This window comes from Pseudomonas sp. St386 (genome assembly GCF_018325865.1).
GTDB lineage: Bacteria > Pseudomonadota > Gammaproteobacteria > Pseudomonadales > Pseudomonadaceae > Aquipseudomonas > Aquipseudomonas brassicacearum.
This window is the reverse complement of record NZ_AP021900.1, coordinates 3487110-3511525: the sequence shown is the minus strand read 5'-3', so window position 1 is coordinate 3511525 and position 24416 is coordinate 3487110. Positions and strand designations below refer to the sequence as shown.

At 59.9% G+C, this 24416-nt stretch carries 20 protein-coding genes; 5 read left to right on the top strand and 15 right to left on the bottom strand.

Annotated elements, in window-relative coordinates; all coding sequences use genetic code 11:
• Positions 1-12: 12 nt before the first annotated feature.
• The 5 genes from KI235_RS15385 to KI235_RS15365 form a co-directional block, all read right to left on the bottom strand.
• Positions 13-843, bottom strand: coding sequence for an ABC transporter permease subunit (locus KI235_RS15385; RefSeq protein ID WP_212795131.1), 831 nt, complete (start codon positions 841-843; stop codon positions 13-15).
• Positions 840-1763 (bottom strand): ABC transporter ATP-binding protein, encoded by a 924-nt coding sequence (locus KI235_RS15380; protein ID WP_212795130.1) that lies wholly within the window; start codon positions 1761-1763, stop codon positions 840-842. The genes KI235_RS15385 and KI235_RS15380 overlap by 4 nt, the downstream gene beginning before the upstream one ends.
• Positions 1760-3022 carry a nitrous oxide reductase family maturation protein NosD gene (locus tag KI235_RS15375; RefSeq protein WP_212795129.1) on the bottom strand — a complete coding sequence of 421 codons (1263 nt, stop codon included), beginning with the start codon at positions 3020-3022 and terminating at the stop codon, positions 1760-1762. The genes KI235_RS15380 and KI235_RS15375 overlap by 4 nt, the downstream gene beginning before the upstream one ends.
• Positions 3023-3091: 69 nt before the next feature.
• Positions 3092-5011 (bottom strand): TAT-dependent nitrous-oxide reductase, encoded by a 1920-nt coding sequence (gene nosZ, locus KI235_RS15370; protein ID WP_212795128.1) that lies wholly within the window; start codon positions 5009-5011, stop codon positions 3092-3094.
• Positions 5012-5087: 76 nt separating this feature from the next.
• On the bottom strand, positions 5088-7214 hold the full coding sequence (locus KI235_RS15365) for a NosR/NirI family protein (protein WP_244864250.1): 2127 nt from the start codon (positions 7212-7214) through the stop codon (positions 5088-5090).
• An 811-nt stretch (positions 7215-8025) separates the two neighbouring features.
• Here KI235_RS15365 and KI235_RS15360 point away from each other — a divergent pair.
• Complete coding sequence (locus KI235_RS15360; RefSeq protein ID WP_003201813.1) at positions 8026-9174, top strand: PatB family C-S lyase; 1149 nt, start codon at positions 8026-8028, stop codon at positions 9172-9174.
• Positions 9175-9231: 57 nt separating this feature from the next.
• Here the strand turns inward: KI235_RS15360 and KI235_RS15355 are convergent, their stop codons facing one another.
• On the bottom strand, positions 9232-9636 hold the full coding sequence (locus KI235_RS15355) for a VOC family protein (protein ID WP_003201811.1): 405 nt from the start codon (positions 9634-9636) through the stop codon (positions 9232-9234).
• Between the two features lie 187 nt (positions 9637-9823).
• Between KI235_RS15355 and KI235_RS15350 the strand changes: the two genes are divergently transcribed.
• A complete protein-coding gene (locus KI235_RS15350; RefSeq protein ID WP_212795126.1) occupies positions 9824-10681 on the top strand; it encodes an SDR family oxidoreductase in 858 nt (285 codons plus the stop codon).
• 165 nt (positions 10682-10846) lie between these two features.
• On the opposite strand, the gene KI235_RS15345 is transcribed toward KI235_RS15350, so the two are convergent.
• The 3 genes from KI235_RS15345 to KI235_RS15335 are packed head-to-tail and all read right to left on the bottom strand — an operon-like array spanning position 10847 to position 12332.
• Positions 10847-11296 carry a YetF domain-containing protein gene (locus KI235_RS15345; RefSeq protein WP_212795125.1) on the bottom strand — a complete coding sequence of 150 codons (450 nt, stop codon included), beginning with the start codon at positions 11294-11296 and terminating at the stop codon, positions 10847-10849.
• Between the two features lie 7 nt (positions 11297-11303).
• Positions 11304-11822: a hypothetical protein gene (locus KI235_RS15340; protein WP_212795124.1), complete on the bottom strand. Its 519-nt coding sequence runs from the start codon at positions 11820-11822 to the stop codon at positions 11304-11306.
• A gap of 9 nt (positions 11823-11831) precedes the next feature.
• Positions 11832-12332, bottom strand: coding sequence for a CinA family protein (locus KI235_RS15335; RefSeq protein WP_039012826.1), 501 nt, complete (start codon positions 12330-12332; stop codon positions 11832-11834).
• A gap of 167 nt (positions 12333-12499) precedes the next feature.
• On the opposite strand from KI235_RS15335, the gene KI235_RS15330 reads away from it, so the two are divergent.
• Positions 12500-13111, top strand: coding sequence for a Yip1 family protein (locus KI235_RS15330; RefSeq protein ID WP_013693348.1), 612 nt, complete (start codon positions 12500-12502; stop codon positions 13109-13111).
• 338 nt (positions 13112-13449) lie between these two features.
• On the opposite strand, the gene ligD is transcribed toward KI235_RS15330, so the two are convergent.
• The 4 genes from ligD to KI235_RS15310 are packed head-to-tail and all read right to left on the bottom strand — an operon-like array spanning position 13450 to position 19606.
• Entirely contained in the window at positions 13450-16065 is a 2616-nt protein-coding gene (gene ligD / locus KI235_RS15325) for a DNA ligase D (protein ID WP_212795123.1), read from the bottom strand.
• Positions 16062-17225 (bottom strand): carboxylate-amine ligase, encoded by a 1164-nt coding sequence (locus tag KI235_RS15320; protein WP_013693345.1) that lies wholly within the window; start codon positions 17223-17225, stop codon positions 16062-16064. Before KI235_RS15320 ends, ligD begins: the two co-directional genes overlap by 4 nt.
• The gene (locus KI235_RS15315) at positions 17197-18210 is read right to left on the bottom strand and encodes a class I SAM-dependent methyltransferase (RefSeq protein ID WP_003201800.1); all 1014 of its coding nucleotides are present in this window, start codon (positions 18208-18210) and stop codon (positions 17197-17199) included. The genes KI235_RS15320 and KI235_RS15315 overlap by 29 nt, the downstream gene beginning before the upstream one ends.
• A gap of 10 nt (positions 18211-18220) precedes the next feature.
• Positions 18221-19606, bottom strand: a complete 1386-nt coding sequence (locus KI235_RS15310; RefSeq protein WP_212795122.1) for an iron-containing redox enzyme family protein — start codon at positions 19604-19606, stop codon at positions 18221-18223.
• Between the two features lie 401 nt (positions 19607-20007).
• Here KI235_RS15310 and KI235_RS15305 point away from each other — a divergent pair, with 401 nt between their 5' ends.
• Positions 20008-21345: a cation:proton antiporter gene (locus KI235_RS15305; protein ID WP_003201797.1), complete on the top strand. Its 1338-nt coding sequence runs from the start codon at positions 20008-20010 to the stop codon at positions 21343-21345.
• A 12-nt stretch (positions 21346-21357) separates the two neighbouring features.
• Here the strand turns inward: KI235_RS15305 and KI235_RS15300 are convergent, their stop codons facing one another.
• Entirely contained in the window at positions 21358-21894 is a 537-nt protein-coding gene (locus KI235_RS15300; RefSeq protein ID WP_003201795.1) for a hypothetical protein, read from the bottom strand.
• 153 nt (positions 21895-22047) lie between these two features.
• Here KI235_RS15300 and KI235_RS15295 point away from each other — a divergent pair, with 153 nt between their 5' ends.
• Entirely contained in the window at positions 22048-22278 is a 231-nt protein-coding gene (locus KI235_RS15295; protein WP_003201793.1) for a hypothetical protein, read from the top strand.
• Between the two features lie 43 nt (positions 22279-22321).
• On the opposite strand, the gene KI235_RS15290 is transcribed toward KI235_RS15295, so the two are convergent.
• The gene (locus KI235_RS15290) at positions 22322-24250 is read right to left on the bottom strand and encodes a PAS domain-containing sensor histidine kinase (RefSeq protein ID WP_027913052.1); all 1929 of its coding nucleotides are present in this window, start codon (positions 24248-24250) and stop codon (positions 22322-22324) included.
• Positions 24251-24416 lie beyond the last annotated feature (166 nt).

Below are 24416 nucleotides of genomic sequence, written 5' to 3'. Positions count from 1 at the left end.
GAGCGTAATGAATCAAGTCAGCCGACGGCGAAACATCCAATAAGCCAGCAACAGCAAAGCGCCGACCCAGAACAACAAGCAGAGCCAGAGCACCGAAATCGACACCGGTAAATCACTGCTCAATGCCATGAGACCGATGGCATTACCGCTGCCCTCGAAACCAGAGAGGTTAATCAGGCGATAGATATCGGTGGGGTTGAGCAGCAGAAGCCACGGTAAGAGATCCGGGTTGAACCGGCCCTTGCTGAGCACGAGTAATGCCAACAGTGCCAGGTCGAATACCAATACGAAGAGAAACCACACGCCCAACGCCATCCCGGCGGCGCTGGATTTCTCGCTGGCCTTGCTGCTCAAGACATAAGCCAGCGCCAGGAAGACCCAACCCAGTAGCGTGGAAGACACCATGAAGCGACCGAACGCCCAGAGCAGCAGCCCCAACTCGACGTCATCGACCAGCAAGGCGATGGCCACTGCGGCGCAACCAAATCCAATCAAGGTGGCCAAGGCCAGAATCAGGCCATGACCGACAAACTTGCCCAACAGGATTTGGCCACGACCTAGCGGGTAGGTCAGCAGCAGCATCAGCGTGCCGCCCTCCTCCTCCCCGACAATGGCATCGTAGGCCAGCAGTAGCGCAATCAGGGGCATCAGGAACGTTGCCAGGCTGGCGAGGCTGGCAATGGTTGCCGGAATCGAGGTGAAACCCACTTGCCCGGATGCCGCCGCGCCAAGCCAGGCGATCCCCACCGCCAGAACGGCGAACAACAGACTGATTGCCAGCAGCCAGCGGTTACGCAGGCCGTCGCTGAACTCCTTGGCGGCGATACTCCAAATCTGCGTCATGAGTGAGTGCCTTCAGTGGCGGCGCTTGCATGACTCATGTAATAGCCGTAAAGGTCCTCAAGGGACGGTTGTTGGATGTCGATATCCTGCGGTTGGTCTTCCTGAAACAACTGGCGCAGCAGATCGACTTTGTGACCGTTGACTGCCATCACCTCGACTCCGTTGCCCTCCATCGCGCTAGCGATGTGTCCGGCGGCCTTCCAGCGCTGTAACCACTGCTCGCGTTCGGCCAGCCCACTGACGCGAATACGCGCCGGCAAGTCAGCCTCTTCACGCAGGCTGGTCAGACTCCCGATCGCTCGCAAGCAGCCATTGGCCAGGATGGCCGCACGATTGATGTGCGCTTCGACCCCCGCCAACACATGGGAACAGAGGATGATGCTGGCGCCCCGCTGACGCAGACGGTCGATCAACAGGTAAAGTTCTTGGGTGGCGATAGGATCAAGACCCACCGTGGGTTCGTCCAACAGCAACAGGCGAGGTTCACCGAGAACCGCCTGGGCCAGCCCCAGACGCTGGCGCATGCCTTTGGAGTAGGTTTTCACCCGACGGTCTGCGGCGCTGGCAAGACCGACCTGCTCCAGTAGCTCATCTACTTGTGTCAACGCGGCGCCCTTGAGGCGAGCGAAATAGCGCAGGGTCTCGCGACCACTGAGTTGCGGGTAGAACGTCACGTTTTCCGGCAGGTACCCCAGCTGGCGACGCACCTCGGCTTGTGCGGGTCGGCAACCGAGTACGTGCACCTGACCGGCACTGGCCTTGAGCAGTCCCAGGATCAGCTTCATCACCGTGGTCTTGCCCGCTCCGTTGTGGCCGAACAAGCCCAGCACCTCACCTTCGCCCAGGCTCAGGGTCAAGTCGCGCAGCACGGTCATGCTGCCGTAGCGCTGGCTAACCCCTTCAATGTCGACTGCGTTCATAAGTTCGGCTGCTGTGTCTGGGGCATGGTTGGAAGATTCATCAACGGATAGCTGTCCTTGACCCCCGGCGACTTCGTTACCGGGAAGCTTTGCTGCACCCAGCGCAGTAGTTGAATGCCCGGGCTATTCATCAACAGACGGACCTGCGGGTACAACCAGAGCAGGCGGTCAACATTGTCATTGGGCTCATAGATCACGTCGCCAATCGCATCGTTATTGCGATCCCAGCCCAGGTAATCACTCCAGTAATTGCCGTGACCGTCCGCCGACCACTCCTGCGTGCGGCTGGCAACGTATTTGACCTGCTGCTGGTTGTCGACGAAGGCGTTGTCGGCGATACGGTTGTCTTCGGAGCCAGCAGTGAGGTGAATACCCACGGCGCTGCGCTCGAAATGGTTGTGTTCGATGACATTGAACAGCGAGTTGTAGATGAACAGCGCCTTGCCCTCGGCACCGCTGACCATACCGCCGTCGGCGGAGCCGCTGCGCACGTCGCTGATGACGTTGTCGCGCAGTTCGGAATAGGTGATGTAGTTCATGAGGATGCCGTAGCCTTCGTCCTGCTCGGAGCGATTGCCAATCACCGTCAGCTTGCGGCTCTGCATCAAGGCATAACCGGTGCGCGTGCGGCGGGTGGTATTGCCCAGTAACTGGTTGTCGTTGGCATACATGTAGTGCACGCCATAGCGCAGGTCTTCCAGGGTATTGCCCTGCAGCAAGTTGCCATTCGAGGTATCGATGTAGATACCATCGCGGGTCAACCGCACGTGGTTACCCATAACCCGCGCGCCCTGCACGGCATACAGATGAATCCCATTACCGCGATCCTGGGAGCGAATGCCCGGGTCGCCTTCGATGTCATTGTCAATCAGGCTGACATCATGGGTGCTGTCCACCCAGATGCCGAAGCCGGGGCCTTTCATGCGGTTATGACGTACCACCGCCCCCCGGGCCTTGGGGCCGATGAACACCGCCGAATTCATGGCCGTCATGTCACGCCCCCAGTCGAGCAATGTGCATCCCTCGATCCGCACGTCGGGTGCGCTGATGAACAGCGCATTGCCCTGCCCCTGGGCGTCAATCACCGCACCTTCCGCGCATTCGATCTGCATCGATTGATCGACGCTGAACTGCCCCGGGTAATCGCCCGCCGGCAGAATCCAGCGCCGATCACCGTTGGTTTGCAGGGGCAGTTCGGTGATGGGGCGTGGCGACGCCTGGGCGAGCGTCGACACAAGCACCAACAGTAAAAGTGCCATGCCATGTAGTGGATCACTGAGCGAGGCTCTGGGCACGGCATTACCTTCTTCGCGGCCCTGAGGCACTGTTCAAGTTCGCTCGACCAACATCCGGCCGACCATTTCCATGTGTAGCGCATGGCAGAACCAACTGCAGTAATACCAGTGCAAGCCAGGCTTGTCGGCGATGAAAGTGATAGACGAGGTCTGCTGTGGGCTGATCTCCATGCTCACACCGTGGTTGGTCATGACGAACCCGTGGCTGACATCCTCCACCTTATCGATGTTGGTGATGGTCACCGTGACCTCATCCCCTTGCTTGACGGTGAATTCAGTAACCCCGTAGACCGGGGCCATCGAGGTCATGTACACCCGTACTTTCTTGCCGTCATGGATGACTTTGTTGTCGCTCTCCAGCTTGATCCCGTCCTTGGCGGCGATCGCCACGGTTTCGGCAAAAAACGGATCGTTACGGTCCCAGATCTTTTTGGTCCTGATCTGGTCTCGACGGGCCATGACGCAGTCGTGCGGTTCGGCGAAGGCCGGGCCGTCGTGCACCAGTTTCATCTCGTCGCCGGAAATATCGATCAACTGGTCGTTTTCCGGGTGCAAGGGACCGGTCGACAGGAAGCGATCCTTGGAAAACTTGCTGAGCACCACCAGCCACTGGCCGTCGGCCTCACTGGTTTCGGTCAGCGACGCATGGTTGTGCCCGGGTTGGTACTGCACATCGAGTTTCTGCTTGATGTAGTTGACCTTCTCGCCCTTGTAGGCGCGGATCGCCTCTTCCACATTCCACTTCACCACCTGGCTGTCGATGAACAAGGTGGTGTAGGCATTACCTCGGCCATCGTAGGTGGTGTGCAGGGGCCCCAGGCCCAGTTCCGGCTCACCGACTACCACATCCCGTGGGTCTTTGAGTTTGTCGTCAAATAGATCGTCAAGCTTGGCGGTGGCGATGATGGTGCAGGTGGGCGAGAGTTTGCCGGCGGCAATGAAATACTTGCCATCGGGCGACATGTTGATGCCGTGAGGATTCTTCGGAACCGGAATATAGCGGGTGAACTCGCTGTCCTTGCCGTCGCTTTTGCGACCGTCGACAACCGGCGACTTGGCATCGCCCAAGGTGATGAATTTGCCGGCCTTGATCGCCGCTTCGATGCGCGGGATGTTGAACACCACCACCCAGTCGCGCTCGTTGCGCATCATGCCGCCCAGGTCGTAGGCCTTCTCGGAGTTGTAGCAGGTGCTGGCGGCGTATTTGCCGGTGTAGTCAGCGTCGGTGTTGTCCAGGTTGCCGTCGACGATCACCTGGAAGGCCATTTCCATCTTCTCGGCGTCGATGGCGTTGAACATGGTGTAGCTGTTCTTATCCTGCAGGTCGAAAGTGCTGCCGTCATTGGGGTGTGGAATGACGAACTCGGCGTTGGCGAACACGTACTGGGTATGCGGCACCTTTTGCAGGCGCAGGCCATGGATGGCTTGCACGTTGGGCACGGTGAGCATCTTGTCGCACTTCATGATGTCCAGGCGAATGCGCGCGACCCGGGAGTTGGCCTTGTCATTGATGAACAGGTACTTGCCGTCGTACTTGCCGTCGGTCATGGACAAGTGCGGATGGTGGCAGTCGCCATTCTGGAACCTTGCACTATCACCCAGTATCCGCTTGCTTTCGTTGGTCAGCCCCCAACCGGTGGCGGAGTCGACGTTGAACACAGGTATGCGTAACAACTCGCGCATCGACGGAACGCCCATGATCCGCACTTCGCCCTGATGGCCCCCACTCCAGAAACCGTAGTACTGGTCCAGCTCGCCTGGCCCCACATGAATTTTCGATTGAGCATCCTTGGCCGCCGCTGCCCAGGACTCGCGGGTAAATACTGCGCTGCCAAGGGCGGTACCACCGGCCAGCGCAACGCCGGTCAGGGCTGAGGCGCCGAGGAAACCGCGTCGGTTAAGACCTGAGTCATTGACCGTTTCTTGATCTTTTTTCGGCTTTTTATCGCTCACGGGGCTTGCTCCATTGGAGGCAGATATCAATAAGGTCAGGCAATAGGTTCTTGTGCCCTTGCTGGGCAAGGACGGGTCAGGGCTTGAACACTTGCACCACCGGAATCAACTCGGCGTGTTCTGGCACTGGCGTCGGTTTGTCCCGCGTCTTGCGCTTTTTCTTGAGCACCAACGGCGGGCATTTGTTTTCGTTGTGGTAAGTCATCTGGCAATCGAGGCAGTAGTGGCACTCGTTGCCGTTGATATGGCCATCCGGGTGGATCGCCTGGATTTCGCATTCTTTGGCGCACAGCTGACAGGGCGCGCCACATTCCTTGCGCCGCTTGAGCCAATCGAACAGGCGCAGCTTGCTGGGAATGGCCAGCGCAGCGCCCAATGGACAGACATAGCGGCAATAGACCTTGCGGGTGAAAATGTTGATGACCAGCAGTGCCACGGCGTAGGCCACAAACCACCATTGGCGGTCGAATTTCAGGGTGATCGCGGTCTTGAAGGGTTCCACTTCGGCAAATTGCTCGGCGGTGGTCATCGACTCAAGAGAGATGCCGAACAGCACCAGCAGAATGATGTACTTCACCGCCCACAAGCGCTCATGCAGCGCAAAAGGCAGCTCATATTGCGGGATCTTGAGTTTGCGCGAGGCTTCGTTGATCAACTCCTGCAACGCGCCGAAGGGGCACAACCAACCGCAGAAGACTCCTCGCCCCCACAGCAGAATGCTGGCGGCAGTAAAGGTCCAGAGAATGAAAACGATCGGGTCAGTGAGAAACAGTTCCCAACGGAAGTTCTCGAACAAGGCATGGGCAAAGGTCAGGACATTGACCACCGAAATCTGCCCGAGGGCATACCAGCCGATGAACACGACGGTGAACACCAGGTAAACCCGACGCAGCCAGTGTAGAAAGCGTGGGTATCGAGTGAAGGTGTCCTGCAGGAACAGAATCACCATCAGCACAGTCAGGGCTGTACACAGAATGCCGATCTGAAAAGCTTTCTGGTACCAGATATTGACCCACGTCGGCCTGTTGGCAACCTTGATGGCAGCCAACTCTTGAGCGGTGGGCGGCGGGCGCAAGAGGTACTGCTCAGGCAGTTGGTAAGACAAATCGAAACTGCTGAACGTGCCGCTGACCGCACCGGTCTGGCGTCGTACCAACAATTCCAGGGACCAAGGCGCTCCCGGATCGAACCGAGCGGGTTCGCGCACAATGAAAATAGACATTTCATTGAACTCAGGCATGCCCTTGGCAAATACATCGGAAAGACGCTGGTGGTCCATATCGCGAAAGCTGATGACGTTGCCAAACTGACGCAATTGCACCCGATCGAAAATCCCCCCGCGCACATAGCCTGAGCCTTTGTAGGAATACAGGCCGCGACCTAATACCGCGATGGCTTGCTCACCTGGCTTGAGGTCTTGCATCAGGAAACGATATTGATTGTCGCCCAGCAGGTTGCGACCAATGGCCGGCGGATTCAAATCGGCCGTATACAGTTCGATAAAGGTCTCATCAACCTGCTCGGCAGTGGCATTGTCAAACCCCTCAGCCTCGCTTCCCTTGAAGGCCGCGTCGACTTGGCCACGGGTCAGGTTGAGACGGCGAATGGCACCGTTGCCGGTCATTTGCGCCCAGGTGGCGGGCTCGAAAAAGTCTTCGCGCACAGTGGCAGGCTTCTGCGTAACACCACTGTTATCCTCGATCAACTTGAGAGATACGGCCACTTTGTGTGCGGCACGCATGATGATCTCGTTGACCACCATGACGGTGACTGTCGCCCCGGCAATCCCATCGACCGTCACCGCCTCAGGATCACTGGAGTGACCCACGACCACCCTGCGGTCGGCCTTGACGCCCTTGTATCTGGCATCGAAGGCATGAAGCTTTTCCACGGGAATGCCAACCAGCAAAATCGGCTCATGGTGTTCCAGCACGTAGGCATCCTGGATGACACCGTGGTTGTCGAGGATGACCTGCATGTTGATCGGTTTGCCCGAGTACGCCGGGATATCCACCACATCCTGACTCTGGAACACATAACCGAGCAGGTTTTTTCCGTGACTGATGGTGCGAACCTTGAACTCACCGGTAGACTCGGAAAGGTTATCGCTGTCAGGAAAAATGGTTTCTATGCGCTGCTGCTCAAGCCCGCCATATTCCTTCGCATGTACCTCACTGCCGCCACAGAACACCATCGCCAGCATAAGCAGCAGCCCATATTTAAAGGGGCACCGTTTACTGGGCGTTATGGATCTAAAAATTATCATCGATTGATGGAGCTTTCGACCTCGACTGAATGAACAGTGAGGAACGATTTATGCTCGAGCGCCTACTTATTGGATATATGCTCCAAACAGTGCTCCTTAAACACGGGCATAGCAAACGTATTCCGTGTACCGCGCGTTCAAAACTTTATGCTTGCGTGGCAGCTGCAGCCCAATATCAATTAAATTAAATTAAATACCTGTACCCATTAGGATTTAGGGCGTAACGTCGCAGGGCACGCTATTGGCCGGGTCGGCACAGAAGCAATGAGCGGATTAATATTTTCAACCTGACAACTATCACTCTTTCGTGCAGGTGAGTTAAGTGGCGCCATTTAAAGACTCAGCATTTAACTCGCCATTGCGCAGTCAATTTACTAGCCGATCAAAACTAAAAAAACAGGCAATCTAAGAGGGATTCCCAAGCAATATCAACACTTGCGCACGACCTGGACTTTATCTCATCTTCTTATATGTCAAAAAAACAGCTTTTCACCTCCGATAAGTTGATACGCCGAGCCAGCTCGACGATTTCCTCACGGGTTTGGTCAACGGAGCTGCGCCCCGGACTGACTTGACCTGCACGTTGATCCGTCCGGTGCGCTGCAGGGGCTGGTCGACGTGACCGGCTATGTTTTCCATGCCTGGACCTGATCATCATCAGTGAGTCGCTCTGCGCCACCTACCTTTTATCCCCCGTCCTTTGCTTTATGATGTTCGCCATCTCAACTCGCTGACTGATGGAACCCCCATGACTTTCGATTTCGACACGGTATTGGAGCGCCACGGCACCGGCAGTACCAAATGGAGCCGCTACCCGGCCGATGTGTTGCCGATGTGGGTCGCTGATATGGACTTCTCCGCCCCGTCCGTGATCATCGACGCGCTGCACAAGCGCCTGGAACATCCGATGCTGGGCTACAGCGTGGCCCAGGACGATCTGCGTGCCGCCATCGTGGCCGACCTGTGGAGCAAGTACGCCTGGCGCGTCGAGCCCCAGCAGATTGTGTTCCTGCCGGGTGTCGAACCGGGCTTCAACATGGCGCTGCATGCCTTGGTAGAACCCCAGCAGAATGTCGTGGTGCAGGTGCCCAACTACCCGCCGCTGCGCAACGCAGCGGGTAACTGGCAGTTGAACAAAGTGGAATTGCCATTCAACCCGGTCAACGGTGAATTCCACACGCCATTGGCGGCATTGCGCGACGCATTGCAGGGCGGCGGCGCGCTGTTGCTGAGCAATCCCCATAACCCGCTGGGCAAGGTGTTTGACCGCCAGGAACTCAAGGCCGTGGCAGACATTTGCCTGGAGCAGGACGCCTGGATCATCTCCGACGAAATCCATGCCGAACTGTGCTTCGACGGCCGTGTGCACATTCCAACCGCGTCCCTCAGCCCGGAAATTGCCGAGCGCACCATCACCCTGATGTCCGCCAGCAAGGCCTTCAATATAGCCGGGTTGAAAACCTCGTTCGCCATTATCCAGAACGCCAAGCTGCGCGAACGGGTCAACAGCGCCCGGGCTGGCATGGTCGACAGCGTCAATGCCCTCGGCCTTGAAGCGACCCGTGCGGCCTATAGCGAGGCCGGCCCGTGGCTAGAGGCCTTGAAGGTGTATCTGCAAGCCAACCGCGATTACCTGGTCGAAGCGGTGAACTCTCGCCTGCCGGGCATCACCATGACCGTGCCCCAGGGCACTTACCTGGCTTGGCTGGATTGTTCCGGGTTGGGACTGGATGACCCGCAGGGCTTCTTCCTGAAAGAAGCCAAGGTGGGGCTGAGTGCCGGCCTGGATTTTGGTGACGATGCCGGTCAGTTCGTGCGTTTGAACTTCGGCTGCCCGCGGACGCTGCTGGAGGAAGGGATTGCGCGGATGGAGCGTAGCCTGAAAGCCAGGGGCTGATCCAACAGGCGACAACAATCCATTGTGGCGAGGGGATTTATCCCTTCGTCACAACCGTTACTCATGCATATCCGGCGCATGGACAAAGCACAGCTTGTTCCCTTCCGGATCGCGGCAATAGGCCCCGAAATAACCTTCGCAATACTGCGGCCTCGGGCCGGGTGGGCCTTCGTCGGAGCCGCCCATGGCAATCGCCTGCTCCCAGGCAGCACGCACGGTTTGCGGGGAGTCAGCGGCGAAGCTCACTTGCATGCCATTGCCCCAGGTGGCGGGCAGGCCGTTGAAAGGCAACTGGACGAAAACCTGTGGCCAATGCTTGCCGGGGCGCTGCCACCCCTCCCCCGGCGGGCCCGAGTCGTGTTCACCTTCGATACGCTCCAGCCCCAGGCAGCCGAGGACGGCATCATAGAAAGCGACCATTTTCGGCAGGTCGCGCGCACCGATCTGTATGTGGCTGAACATTGTCCTGCTCCTTATCGAAACCAGTCCTTCCATTGCAGAATACAGCTTCATCCGACGCTCGTCACAGCGCTCGATTCACCGACGAAACGCCCGGTATCACGCTCATCGACTGGCAATAAAATCCGACCGAACTCTGCCCGAAACCCCGCAGTCCACCCTCCATCGCAACCAAGCCTGGAGAACGACAATGGTCGAATACCCTTTCCCACCTTTCCCGAAACAAAGCCAGCCGGTGCCTGGCAGCCAACGGAAAATGGATCCCTACCCGGACTGCGGCGAACAGAGCTACACCGGCTCCGGACGACTGGCGAACAAAATCGCCCTGATCACCGGCGCCGACAGCGGCATCGGTCGCGCCGTCGCCATTGCCTTTGCCCGTGAGGGCGCGGACGTGGCGATTGCCTATCTGGACGAGCATGAAGACGCCAAGGAAACCGCGCGCTGGGTCGAGCAGGCCGGGCGCCAATGCCTGTTGCTGCCCGGGGACCTGGCGAACAAAGACCAGTGCCGCAAAATCGTCGATGAAACCGTCGCCCGCTTCGGGCATATCGACGTTCTGGTCAACAATGCCGCGTTCCAGATGACCCATGAAAGTCTTGAGGAAATATCCGACGAAGAATGGGTGCGTACGTTCGATATCAACATCACCGCGATGTTCAGGATCTGCCAGGCCGCCGTGCCGCACATGAAGGCGGGTGGCTCGATCATCAACACCAGTTCGGTCAACTCCGACATGCCCAAGCCGACGCTGCTGGCGTATGCCACCACCAAGGGCGCCATCGCCAACTTCACCGGCGGCCTGGCACAAATGCTCGGTCCCAAGGGCATCCGTGTGAACAGCGTGGCACCAGGACCGATCTGGACGCCGCTGATCGTAGCGACCATGCCCGAGAAAGAGGTACAGAATTTCGGCTCCCAAACCCCGCTCGGCCGCCCCGGCCAACCGGTTGAAGTGGCGCCGATCTATGTGCTGCTCGCCTCGGACGAAGCCAGCTACATCTCCGGGGAGCGCTATGGGATTACCGGGGGTAAGCCGATACTTTGAGCCAGGCGCAACATTTTTTCGATCGTTCCCACGTTCCTGCGTGGGAATGCCGCCAGGGACGCTCCGCGTTCCGTTTCTGAAGTGTGACGCAGAGCGTCACGGGATGCATTCCCACGCGGAGCGGGGGAACGATCAGCACAATCGGTGTTGGAACGACGACAGTACTCAGGTCTGCTCCTTGGCAATCACCGAAATCTTCCCATTGCGCTCGATGATCGCGAACTTGATCTGCTCCAGGGTCTCGATACCCTGGCTCGAGCGCGCCGCCTCCATGATGTCTGCCTCCACCAACCGGGCATGGCGCATCCGGCCCTGGAGGATTCGTCCGTCCTCGACGATGACGGTCGGGCCACCGTCGATCAGTTGTGACACCCATTGGGAACGTTGCTTGAGCAGCGACAATCCCACATCGATGGCAATCAGCGTCACGATCACCATCAACGCGTTGGTGAGCGAAAAATCATCCCCCAGCAACGCCTGCTGCGTCGCCTCGCCGATGATCATCAACAACACGAAGTCGAAAGTGGTGAGTTCCGCCAGCGACCGGCGTCCGGCGATCTTGAACAACACCAGCAATGCCAGGTAAATCGCAGTTGCCCGCAGCACCGAATCCATAGGTCACCTAAGGAAAAATGAACTGATTGAAACTGAGCGTGGCACCGCCGGAGGTGGCGATGCGGCTGTGATAAGTGCCGAGCCCTTCGCCGAGCAATGACAGATGCAGGCTGGCCTGCCCCCGTTCATCGGCCTGGACCCGGAGTGTCATGCCCTGCCCCGCGCCCGCCGAGTGTATTGGCGCCGGTTGCAACGCTTGCACCTCGAAACCTTCCAGCCAATCGCCGCCCAACTCGACTTCCAGCACGGCGTTGGGTTGACCCTTGAGACGAATGACCATGGCGTTGGTCGAGCCGTTGCGGTGGAAGGCCTCGTATTCGACGCCGAGGCTACCGTCGCGGCTTTGCAGCTCCCGGCTGCTCAATGGCCCACGGGAAAACAGCCCCAGCAAGGTCAGGATCACCAGCAGCACCAACACATACCAGCCCACTCGCTCGAAACGCCAGACCTTGTGCTGGAAGGCCATGTCTTCACGCACCGGGAACTGTCGGCTGCGGTGGTCGTCCTGCTCGTATTGATCGGTCATGATCTAGCCCTACCGCTGCTCACCGGCCACAGCCCGCTGGTGAAAGACCGGCAATTGCTGCAACGCGTATTGCGCTGCCCACAGTTGCACCTGGCCGCGACTGCCAAAGAACCGTTCGCAGCGGCTGAACAGCGCTCGCTGGCCGTTCAGATCGAACGCCCAGGCAAAACACACGGTGCCGGCAGGTATGCCGTCCTTGTCATCTGGTCCGAGCAGCCCGGTGGTCGCCACTGCGACATTGGCATTGGCGTCGCGCAAGGCGCCAAGGGCCATCTCCTCGGCCACTTCACGACTGGTCAGATTGAAGGTATCGATGGTGCGTGGACTGACACCGAGCAGACGCTGCTTGGCTTCAGGGGAATACACCACATAACCGCTTTCGATCAGTGAACCACTGCCCGGCACCTCGGCCAACAACGTAACGATCTGCCCGGCGGTACAGGACTCGGCCGTGGTCAGGCGCAGGTCATGCTCACGTAGATAATCAACCAGGATTTGGGCTGCAGTCATGGCAAAGGGTCCTTCAGGGATGCTGATGGGTTGACTCTTGCCGATGTAATTCATTCCCTTTATCGCCTCGTCGTCCTGCGCCAGCTAATAAATGAAACCCCGGTCTTTTGCTGTACCTCAAACCTATAAGGGCCTCATGCAGAGGCCATCCCGATCAGGAGGTCGTCATGTCTGCACCTTTCGTCAAACTGTTCACGCACCCTGATTTCGCCTGGACAGACATTCGCGAGCAGGAACAGGCTCATCCGCGCCATTACCTGGCTCATCTGCTATTGCTGGCCTTGATTCCGGCGGTGTGCCTGTTCATCGGCACCACCTGGACTGGTTGGAGCCTGGCCGAAAACGAGACGGTACGGCTCAGCCGCGCCAGCGCATTTCAATTGTGCGTGCTGCTGTACCTGACCATCGTTGTCGGCGTCGCGCTGATGGGACTGTTCATTCGCTGGATGTCCCGCTCCTTCGACGTCCGTCCGACGGTCAACCAATGCATCGGCTTCGCCGCCTACACCGCGACGCCATACTTCCTGGCCGGGATTTTCGGGCTCTACCCGAATCGCTGGCTGGCGGTGGCCGTCTTGTTGCTGGCCTCGGCCTACTCGACATTCCTGCTATTCGTCGGATTGCCCAAGTTCATGAGCCTCAGGAAAGAACAGGGCCTGCTCTACTCGACGAGTGTCTGGGGCGTCGGCTTGCTGGTCCTGGTGACAATCCTGGTGGAAATGATCCTGCTATGGTTCAACTACCTGCAGCCGGAATATCTGCGAGTGCCGGTGGGCTGAAGGTGATACTGCACCCGCCAATGACGGCGGCGTTGCAGTGCTCATCGCGAGTAAGCTCGCTCCCACATGGGTTTACGGGTATTCGCAGTATCTGGACACACCAAAAAACCTGTGGGAGCGAGCTTGCTCGCGATGAGGCCGGCACATCCAAACATCACCGCAAACTGACACTCCGCCATCGCGAGCAAGCTCGCTCCCACAGGAAAGACGCGGTCTCCACCAAGAATCGGGTCGGCTGTTAGGCCGCCTCGTGGAGGACGTTGATCTCGGCACCCCGTTAAGCGGAACCATAAGTAGCCGTTACCGCAACAATGGATCCACACCCCCTATAAAACACACTACTTATCCGTCTCCCTCATACCAATACGCCTACGCATCTCAGCCGTAATGCTCTGCCGAGTCCGCTTAATCCCCGCCCAAGGCTCATGCCCAACTTCCGCCAGACGCTCATGAACGTTATGCACATTCCACAAATTCGCCCCCTTGAGCTCGGCCACCTCCTCGCGAAAAACAGGCACCGAAACCGGCAACCCTTCCCGGGTCCGGGCGGCGTAAGCGCAAATGGTGGTAGCGCCCAACCCATTGCGCAGGTAATCGATGAAAATCCGCCCTACCCGATTCTTCGGCCCGGACACCGCCGAAAAACGGTCCGGCAGCAGCTTGGCCATGTGACTGACAATCGCATGGCTGAACCCCTTGACCTCGTCCCAACCCAGCTTGCGCGTCAGCGGCACCACCACATGGATGCCCTTGCCTCCGCTGGTCTTGAGGAACGCCTTGAGCCCCAGCTCATCGAGCACCGATAACGTGAGCTGCGTCGCCTCGACCATGCTTTTCCAGGGCAGCGCCGGGTCCGGGTCAAGGTCGAGGACGAAGCGGTCAGGCTTGTCCAGATCGACCGATGTGGCGTTCCAGGTGTGCAGCTCCACCGTGCTCATCTGCACCGCGCCGATCAGCGCTTCGGCGTTGTTGATGATCATCACCGGCTGCCCGGTCAGCGCCTTGTCCAGACTGGTGATACCGGGAATCGCCAGGCGCTCGGCGTTCTTCTGGAAGAACAGTTCCCCGGCGATGCCATCCGGCGCCCTGACCAAGGCCACCGGGCGATCCGCCAGTTCTGGCAGGATGAATTCGGCCACGCTGGCGTAGTACTCGGCCAGTTGCAGCTTGGTGGTGCCGCTGCTGGCGTCAATGACCCGCTCCGGATGAGTGATGCGGACCTTGCCGTCCAAGGCCGGTGCCTTGGCCTTGCTCTTGGTTTTGGCCGGTGTCGCGCCAGGCTCATGCTTGGCTTTGGTTTTTTTTGCCGCAGCGGTTTTTTTCACGGGCTTGGCCAGCTCCTGGGTAATGTCCTTGGCCGGCTTGTCGTTGCGCAAGCCATGGAAGACCGCATGGCGCACCGAACCGTCCTTGGTCATTTCGGCAAAGGCCACTTCGGCCAACAGCGTCGGTTCGAGCCAGTGCACGCCCTTGGCTTCGTAACCGCTGGGCGGGTTGACCACGGCGGCCTTTTTCGTCTCCAGGGGCAGCAGTTGCTGGTAGATGCTTTTAAGGGTGGTTTCGTTGAACCCGGTGCCGACCTTGCCGGCATAGCGTAACTGGCCGCTGTCAGCGTCATGCAGCCCCAGCAGCAAGGCACCGAAGGCGCTGCGAGCGCCCTTGGGATCGCTGAAGCCCACCACCACGAACTCCTGGCGATTCTTGCACTTGAGCTTGATCCAGTCGTTGCTGCGCCTGGACACATAGGCACTGCCGATGCGCTTGCCGATCAACCCTTCCATCTGCATCTGGCAGGCGCTGTTGAGCAGCGCTTCGGGAGTTTCTTGGAAAGCATCGGAAAACCGCAGCAAGGGGCTTTCATTGGGCTCCAGCACTGCGGCCAATGCCGTCCGGCGTTCTTGCACTGGCACTTTGCGCAAATCCATGCCATTGAGGTACGGCATGTCGAACAGGTAATAGGCGATCTTGCCACTGCTGCCGGCCTCGAAGGCATTCTGCAAGGCCTGGAAGTCCGGCACGCCCTGGTCGTTGGCAACCACCATCTCGCCGTCGAGCCAGGCCGATTCCAAGCCCAGCTCAGCCAAGGCTTCGGCCTGTCTTGGCAATTTGTGGGTCCAATCATGGCCGTTGCGGGTCAGCAGCCTTACGTCGCCGTGTTCGATGCGCGCCATGACCCGGTAACCGTCGAACTTGATTTCATAGAGCCACTCGCCGTCGGGCGCGCTTTCCACCAGTGTTGCCAGTTCCGGCTTGAGGGTGTCCGGCAACGGTCCGGCGACCGCGCCGCTGAGGGTGGTTTTCGCGGCGCCTCTTGGCGATTTCGCCTGCACGGCCTTTTCCGGTTGTTTCACCGCTTTGGCTGCAGCGGCCTTGCCGCGGCGCTTGGGCACCAGGGTGCGATCGCTGAGCACGCTGTTCGGTTCGGCCTGGACCACGTCGTATTCACTCTCGGGGCGGGCGGCCTGGTCCTGATGCTTGATCAGGAACCACTGCTCCTGCTTGCCAGGCATGTGGGTGCGCACCAGGTTCCACAGGCCGCTGAGCTTTTCGCCTTGCAGTTCGAACTTGAGCCGGCCCTTTTCATAGGCCTCATGGGGATCATCCTGGGGAATCCAGACACCCCGGTCCCAGACGATAACGTCACCGGCGCCGTAATGGCCCTCGGGGATGTTGCCTTCGAACGTGGCGTAATCCAGCGGATGGTCTTCGACATGCACCGCCAGGCGCTTGGCTTTCGGGTCCAGGGAGGGGCCTTTGGGCACCGCCCAGCTCTTGAGCGCACCGTCCAGCTCCAGCCGAAAATCGTAATGCAGCCGCGAGGCGTCGTGTTTTTGAATACAGAACTGCAAGGCATGGGCAGTCTTCGCCGATTTGCGCGAGCGCTTCGCCGCCGGCTCCGGGGTGGCGGCAAAGTTGCGCATGCGGTTGTAGTCATCCAGGGTCTTGCTGCTCATGGCCCACCTGCCACCTGTTGCAACGCCGGATCGGCGACCGGCAGCCCGGCGGTTTCCGCGAGCAATTGATCGACCACGCGGCTCAAGGCCTGTTCGACGGAATCGCCCAGCAGCAGCCCCTGTTCGAAGAGGACGATTTGCCGGTCGGCGCTGGTGCCTTCCTGCACCATGCGGCGCACCTGCTTGAATACGTCCTGGACACCCAACTCTGCTGCGGTCTCACCGAAGGTTTGCTCGGCCAGGGTCAGCCATTCACCGATCAACATCGGCTGCTCCTGCCCCTCGACGATAAACTCCGCGAGAATCCCGTGACGCTTGGCCCGCCAGCGATTCTCCTTGAGGACCCACTGGGACATCTGGCTGTAGTTGGCGCCAGGCCGGCGCTGCGCCACGGCATGGGCCACCATCAGGCGAAACAGCGAGACCAGACAGAGGACGTCGTCGACCCGAGGACAGGCATCACAAATGCGCAGTTCCAGCGTGGGATAACGTGAGGAAGGCCGTATCACCCACCAGCAATCGCTGGGTTGGCGAATGGACCCGGTACGCATGAGCATGTCGACGTAGCTGGCGAACGTCGACTCGTCTTCGAAATACTCCGGCACGCCCATGCGTGGCCATTCATCGCAGGCCACTTGCCGGTAGCTGCTGAAGCCGCTGTAGGCACCGTTCCAGAACGGCGATGACGCGCTCAGGGCCAGGAACATCGGCAGCCAGGGCAGGATCTCATTCATGACTCGCACCCGATCCTGGGTGGCCGGGACTTCCACATGGACATGCAGGCCCGACAGCACGCTGCGCCGCGCCACCCGCTGGTAATCATCGAACAGTTGCTGGAAATGCAGCTCGTCGGTCGGTTGCAGCACTGGGGTGGCCATCGGGTGTGAACCGGCGCTGAGCAGGCCCAGGCCATACGGCGCCAACCGCTGGTTCAAGCCCGTACGCACCTGGCTCAGGTAGTCGGCAGCCTCTGACAGGCTGCGAAAGATGGGCGATGCCATCTCGACCTGGCACAAGAACATTTCATGGGCGAAATGCTTGCCCAGCTCGGCCTGGCACGCGGCGACAGCCTCCGCGGGTGGCTCGCCGGGCATGTGACGGGTTTGCAGATCGGTGATGAAGTACTCCTCTTCAATGCCGAATTTCATGCGCCTGTTCATCGATAATCCCTCCGATAACCCCGCCAATACCTGCGCCAATGCGGGTTACAACCAACGCCACCACGGCGATCCTTTCCACGTCCTGATAACCCGGCGTCAGCAATTCCTCACCAAACACGTCGGGGTCCAATTCCTTGTAGGTCCAGCCGAAATCCGTCGAGTCACGCCATTGACCCAGCGCTTCCAGGAACGGGTCGCGCCCATCCACCATCGCCACGCCGGTGTAAAGCACCAACGAGCCGCCCGGGGCCAGCCGGGGCAAGGCCTGTTCGACGATACGCAACGACAACCCGGCGCCTAGTGCGCCGCCGCCATGGCGATAGGCGCGCTCGGATGGATCAGCCATGTACGGCGGGTTGGCGACGATCAGGTCGAAGTTGCCTGGCACGTCCTGCAGCACGTCGCTGCGAGCGACCTCGACATTGCCCACCTCGGCCAGCGCGGCGTTCACAGCGCTCAGGCGCAAGGCTTGCGGGTTGATGTCCACCGCCAGTACTTGTGCTTCACGCCGGGCGCGGGCAATCACGATCGCACCGACGCCCGCACCACAACCGATGTCCACGGCGCGATGCACCGCCGTGAAGTTCTGTTGCAGATGAGTATGGATCAGTTGGGCAAAGCGGTAGCTGTCAGGGCCGAAAAACACCGCATCGGTGGCCTGGGTGGGGAACTGCGAATGAGCGAACAGCAAGCCATCCAGGCTCGACCAGCGCACCCGGCTACGCAACAGGCCGTCGTGTGCTTCCAGCACCTGGGCGTCTTGCAGTTGCCGCTGTTCATCGGTGCTGATCAGCCCCGGCGCAAACGGCCGTGACCAGCCGAACACGTCCCGCATGGTCTTGGCGCGCTCATTGCCGGGACGCTGGTTGACCCGCTCGTGGGTCAACGGCGTCGGGGTAATGAAACGGTAGCCGTCGGCTTGCAGGCGCCGGCCCAGTTGCAGCAGCGCAAGGTCCGTCTCGGACAGGCGTTCTTCCTCATTCATGCAGGGCTCCCTAGCGAAGTGCGGATTTGAGTTCGATGAAGCGGCGAGTCGCCAACAGCCCCGCCGGATGGCTATGACGCCGAGCACAGAGCCAGGGCATCAGGACCTGCATCTGCTCGTTGGGCGCCCGGCCTTGCAGTGCCTGTTGCAAGCTTTGTACATCGGGATCATCCATCGGTGTCGTTGGCTCGCAAGCCGCAACCGGACCGCGCCGGACGCCGGACCTTGTGCCCTCGTCCAGCCAGTCACCGGCTATCCAATCGTGCAGCAGCTGTTTTTCGTAAGGGCTGAACACCCCGAACATGGCTGCGCCAGCCCCGTTGATCAGCTTCCAGAAGCGGCTGTTCTGCGGGTCTTCATGGCGTTTGATCCAGCCTTTGTTCTGCATTGCCGCCAAGAACCCTTCCAACTGGCCTGGCGCCGAGAGCCACTGGTTGACGGTCTTGCCTTCGAACTTGCAGTAATCGGAATGCATGTGCTGGCCGAACGGGCGTTTGCGTTCAAGCATGTCCAGCACTTCGCGATCCAGGTCGAACGAGCCGATGATGTCCCGGCTGCCCTGCCCCAGGTCATTGAGGCGATAGCCCAACGTGACCCGGTGCCAGAAAGCGTCACGGTCGGCTTCCATCGGCATCAGCTGCAGCAGCGCTTGCACGGCCTTATGGGCGTGGCCGGTGCTGGCGTTGTCGATGGTGACATGAAGGGTGAAATAGTACGGATCGATGTCCAGTTCGCTCAGCTCATAGGCGCTGATCAGCAGATGCAGGGGCAATTGCTCATAGCCCAGGTTGTAGCCGATGACCTCTGGCAGGTATTCGTCGCTGGCGTAACCCAAGGCGAGCTGCACGGCGCCTTGCAGATAAAGGTCGTCATCGATGTCCGGGGCATCCGACAGGTCGTGTTCGGCGAGCAACTTGCGATAGAGCACCACATGGTTCTGCGCGGGATGACCGTCCCCCAGTTCTTCCAGGTAGGTGCACAGCAACCCTTCGAAACGGTGGTCGTGCCAGTGCTTGACCACGCCATACAGCCAGGCACCGTCCACCCGTTTGGTCGGTGCCACCGCCTGCAGGAAGTACAGGGCGTGGGCCTTGCCGCTGAAGAACTCGCGCGCGCCGCCATTTTTGCGCCGCTCCAGGTAGTCAGCGTATTGCCGGGCCACGCCGGCACTGTGCTGCTCGACCCAGGCCTGCAGCGCCGAGGGGTCATCGGGCATATCCTGGGGAAGCGCCGCAGCCTTTGCGATGCATTCCTGGAGGAACGCTTGGGCGACGGCTTGCTTGTCAGCGTCGTCGGGGCCCTGGAACAGTTGTTCATAACATTGGCGCACGTGCCCGTCAGGCGTAACGGGGTGCACGGTAGCCGGCCGGGATTGAAGGGGTGTCAGCGCAGTCATAAGGGCCTCTTGGGTTCTCGGCGGACGCTGAATCAACACGTCTCTTCTGTTGCAGAGCGCCGGCAACGACGAAAAATTCCGTTGGGTTGAAAGGCCGGCGGATAAACGGGTTGTCCGTTCACGAGGGGAACCCTCGTTTCGCTCCACCCCTCGAATGAGGACAAGTGCGCCAATACCAGCAAGTGAACACCCTTGTGGCGAGGGGATTTATCTGTGGGAGCAAGGCTTGCCCGCGATAAAAACAACGCGGTCTCTCTGGAACCGAGGCGCCTGCATCGCGAGCAAGCTTTGCTCCCACAGCGGGGCGGTGCGACGTTTCGCTAAATCCCCTCGCCACAGTATTGTGCTTGGCGGTCGTACAGGGTGTTGCGACTGACTCCCTTGCTATCCAAGGAGCAACGATGACTTTCACGGTATGGGTAGCGGTGCTCGGTGCGGTGTTGCTGACCCTGGCCCTGACCTCCTCCTATCTGCGCTGGATGCCGGTCACCACCTCGGCGATGTGCCTGGTGCTGGGCGTCGCCATCGGGCCGATGGGATTGGACGTGCTGAAGCTGGACATCAGCGACTCCTCGGTCTGGATGGAGCACCTCACGGAAGTCGCGGTGGTGTTTTCGTTGTTCGTCAGCGGCCTCAAGTTGCGTTTGCCCCTCAACAACCGTGCCTGGCGCGTGGCCTTTGGGCTGGCCGGGCCGGTGATGATCCTGTGCATCGCCGGCCTGTGCCTGGCATTGCATTATCTGTTCGGGCTCAGTTGGGGCGTGTCGATGCTGATCGGCGCGATGCTGGCACCTACCGATCCGGTGCTGGCGGCGCTGGTGCAGGTCAACGACGCGCGGGATGACGACCGGGTGCGTTTCGGCCTGTCGGGCGAAGCGGGACTGAACGACGGGACGGCGTTTCCCTTTGTGATCTTCGGCCTGTTGATGCTGCGCGACGACGGCAGCGGTTTTCTCGGTGAGTGGCTGCTGCGTAACGTCCTGTGGGCGGTGCCGGCCGGTTTGCTGGTCGGCTACTGGATGGGCCGCGGGATTGGCAAGCTGACCTTGTCGATGCGCATCAAGAATGCCGACAGCACGCTGTCGCCCAATGACTACCTGGCCCTGGCGCTGATTGCCTTGGCCTACGTCGTGGCCGAATGGATCCAGGGCTACGGCTTTCTCTCAGTGTTCGCCGCCGGCCTGGGGCTGCGCCAGGCCGAGGTCAAGTCCACCGATGAAGCGGCGCCGCCGGCAGAGCACTTGGTGCAACCGGTGGTGGGCCATGAAACCGTCGATCCCCAGCAGGCTGTCCTGGGCGATACCGAGTCGCTGGACGATGGTCAATTGGCCGCTGGGGTCATGATGAGCGACATGCTCGCATTCGGCAGCCTGGTGGAGCGATCGATGGAAGTGTTCCTGGTCACCCTGCTCGGCGTCGTGCTGGCCAACCATTGGGACTGGCGGGCCTTGGCGATCGGTGCCCTGCTGTTTGCCGTCATCCGCCCGCTAAGCGTCCTGGCGATGCCCTGGGGGCGATTGCTCGACGGACCGCAGCGGCTGCTGATCGGCTGGTTTGGTATCCGCGGGATTGGCAGCCTGTTTTATCTGTTTTTTGCCTTGAACCATGACCTGCAGCCGGAGGTGGCGCAACTGTGCATCAACCTCACCCTGTCGGTGGTGGCGTTGAGCATTCTGGTCCATGGTGTCACGACCCAACCGACCCTGGCATGGTATGAGCGCCGCAAGCATTCAGGCTGAGACGAGCGCGTCTCAACCGCCAGGATCGCCCATCTGGATATAGACCGAATACACCCCCAGCAACACCCAGAAGGTGGCGAAGATCCATGGCGTACGCACCGAGAACAGCAGCGACTTGCGGTAGCCTTTGTGCGTCGATTCCCGCTCGCTGAACAGCGGCGACTCGTCGTAGGCCAGGCCCATCAAGGGTTCGGCGCGCAATAACTCGCTCTGTTTGAAATGCCAATGATCGATGATCTCGTAGGCCGCCTTGATGCCCGGCCAGGCATTGAGTGAGCTCAAGAAGCCCAGCAAGGCCAGGAATGGCGGCACGATCAGCGTGAACAACTTGCCCCATTCCGGGTTCAAGTTGGCCATGCATGAGGCAAAGGCGATCACCAGGAAAGATTGCGCGGCGAGGTAAGCATCGGTTCGGTTGGCCAGAATGCTGGTCTCGTACTGGATCTCCCGGCGATAGAAATCCAGTCGTTCCTTGGGCGAGCCGAACAGTTTGGCGTTGTGTTCCGTCAGTTCTTCTTCCGGGGTTGGCCCGGTGAGTATTCTGGGCATTGCGCAGGCTGAGCCTCGATGATGATTCGGACTCATTAGAAGAACCCGGCACACGGCAAGTTCAAGCCAATGGACCGCAGGGGCATCAAGCGCCCGAGGAAACACTCCCTGACCGCCAAGGTCTCTAGTTCATATGGGCAAGAGGACGCTTGTGTGGATTATCTTGGATGGGTGCAATGGCCAGCGATGCTCGTCACGGTGCTGGCCGCCTGGTTGATCGGCTCACGTCAACCGCGACGCCGGGTGGCGGGATTCAGTTGTTTTATTGCCAGCAATATTCTGTGGGTGATCTGGGGGCTTCATACCCACGCGTATGCATTGATCGTGTTGCAGTTTTGCCTGTGTGCGATGAATTTGCGTGGGTTCAAGAAGAATACCGAATAGGCGGCTGCTCCCTCACCAAAGGAGGCGGACGTTGCGCTCCTGGCTATTTCATCGTCTGCCCAATGATCTGCACCAGGTCAATCTGCTTGAACGGCTTGATCAACCGAGGCAATTGCGTGGCGAAACCTTCCAGGCGTTCGGCATAACCGGTGGCCAGGATGATGGGCAAGGTCGGTTGGCGGTCGCGCAACAGTTTCGCCAGCTGCGCACCGTCCATCTGCGGCATGGCCATGTCGGTGATCACCAGGTCGATGTCCGGGTTGCGCTCATGCAACTCCAGCGCCTGGGCGCCCGAGGCTGCGCAAAGGACCCGGTGCCCGAGGTCTTCGATCAGCAGGCGCGTGCTGGTCAGCACCAGGCTGTCATCATCGACCACCAGCACTTTCAACTCGTCGACCGGCTGTGTTGCTTCCTGGATCGACGCTTTACCCGGTGCCGGGTTGTTCGCCACCGGTAGCCACAACTGCGCGGTGGTACCGACACCTTTCTGGCTCCTGAGCGTCAGACGTCCCCCCAACTGCTCCGCCAGGCCATGCACCATGGACAACCCCAGGCCCGTGCCCTTGCCAACGCCCTTGGTGGTGAAAAACGGGTCCACGGCCGAGGCCAGCGTGGCTTCATCCATGCCCTCGCCTTCATCGGTAATCGCCAGGCAAATGTAGCGCCCGGGAGCCATCGGCTTGTCCGGGGCCGCATCACACCCTTGCCGCTCATCGGCAGTAATCATGAGCTGGCCGCCATGGGGCATGGCGTCCCGGGCGTTGGTCGCCAGGTTGAGAATCGCCAGTTCCAGTTGGTTGACATCGGCCAGCACCGGCGACAGCGCCTCGGCGAAACGGGTCTGGATGTGTATCGACGGGCCCAGGGAGCTTTGCAGCAGGCCGCTGATACCCTGCACCAGGGCCGACAGCTCGACCGATTCGTAGGTCAGTTTTTGCCGGCGGGCAAACGCCAGCATGCGCTGGGTCAGCGAAACCCCGCGCAGCGCGCCCTGGGTCGCGTTGTCCAGCAATTGAGTGAGTTTCGGCTCGTTGGGCATGCGCTTGCGCACGATCTCCAGGTTGCCAAGGATGACCGTCAACAGGTTGTTGAAATCATGGGCGATGCCGCCGGTGAGCTGGCCGATGGCTTGCAGTTTCTGGGATTGGAACAGCGCCTCGCGGGCCTGTTCGAGGGCCTGCTGGGCCTGGGTGGCATCGGTAATGTCGCGGGTGATCTTGGCAAAGCCCAACAGCATGCCGGTGTCGCTGCGAATCGCATCGATGACGACGTGGGCCATGAAGCGCGTGCCATCCTTGCGCATGCGCCAGCCCTTCTTCTCGAAACGCCCTTCGCTGGCGGCGATGCTCAACGCGCGCTGCGGTTCGCCGGTATCGCGATCTTCGGGGGTGTAGAACATCGAGAAATGCTGGCCGATGGCTTCGGCCGGTAGGTAACCCTTGATCCGCTGCGCCCCCAGGTTCCAGTTGGTGACCTGGCCTTGCGGGTCGAGCATGTAGATGGCGTAATCGGTGACGCTTTGCACCAGCAGGCGGAACTGCTGCTCGCTTTGCTTGAGGGTTTCCTCGGCCATCTTGCGATCGGTCAGGTCGCGGGTGATCTTGGCGAAACCAAGCAAGGTGCCGCTCTGGCTGTCGATGATCGGATCGATCACCACATGGGACCAGAACAGCGTACCGTCCTTGCGCACCCGCCAACCCTCACCTTCAAAGCGCCCCTCCTGCACAGCCGTGTCCAGCGCCCGTTGCGGCAGGCCGGCGGCGCGGTCCTGATCGGTATAGAAACGGGAGAAATGCTGGCCCAGGATCTCGGACTCCGCGTAGCCCTTGAAACGCCTGGCGCCAGAGTTCCAGCTGGTGATGATGCCCGATGGGTCGGTCATGTAGATGGCGTAGTCGACCACAGCGTCGATGAGCAGGCGAAAACGCTGTTCCTCGTTCATGAGTGGGGTCTTGGGGGCGTTCTCAAGCATCTGGCCGGGGCATCCGTGTGGACTTTTGCGGAGTATGGAACAAGTCTGGCGCCAGGAAAAATTATTGAGCTTTGGGAGCGCAATACTCAGGTCTCCCAGGCTATTCACAAACCCAAGCCCTGATGGATTCCCCTGTGGGAGCGAGCTTGCTCGCGATGGCGGTGTT